General features: G+C 71.6%; 1 protein-coding gene. It reads left to right on the top strand.

The window, feature by feature from the left end:
* Positions 1-370 (top strand): hypothetical protein (locus ACMX2H_RS19005; protein WP_414962842.1); only part of this gene is annotated, 370 nt, incomplete at both ends.

Here is a 370-nt window from a genome sequence, read left to right as displayed (position 1 = left end):
GGACCCGTACGAGGGCCTGGACGTTCCGCCGGTCCCGGACGAGGAGCTGGATCAGGGGAACCGGGCGTACCGGGAGGACTTTGAGCCCCGGGACCTGGACGACTTACTGGACCGGCCGCCGGGGGTGGGTGCGGTGCCGGCGGAGTTCGCCGAGCTCGCGAACCTGCCCGAGGGGTGCTGGCTGCCGGAGGGCTTGTTTGAGTCGAAAGCGCACGCGGACTATTACGCGGGACGCCTTGAGACGCTGGTGGCGGGGGCGGACCCGGCGGTGCTGCTGGCCATGCTGACCGGTTCCGGCACCGGCGGGCTGGGCTATCAGGAGACGGTGGAGCAACTGGCCGCGGTGCACCGGGTGCGGTGCTGGCTGGAC

The organism is Arthrobacter sulfonylureivorans (assembly GCF_047607445.1).
Lineage (GTDB): Bacteria > Actinomycetota > Actinomycetes > Actinomycetales > Micrococcaceae > Crystallibacter > Crystallibacter sulfonylureivorans_A.
This window is presented reverse-complemented; position numbering and strand designations above follow the sequence as displayed.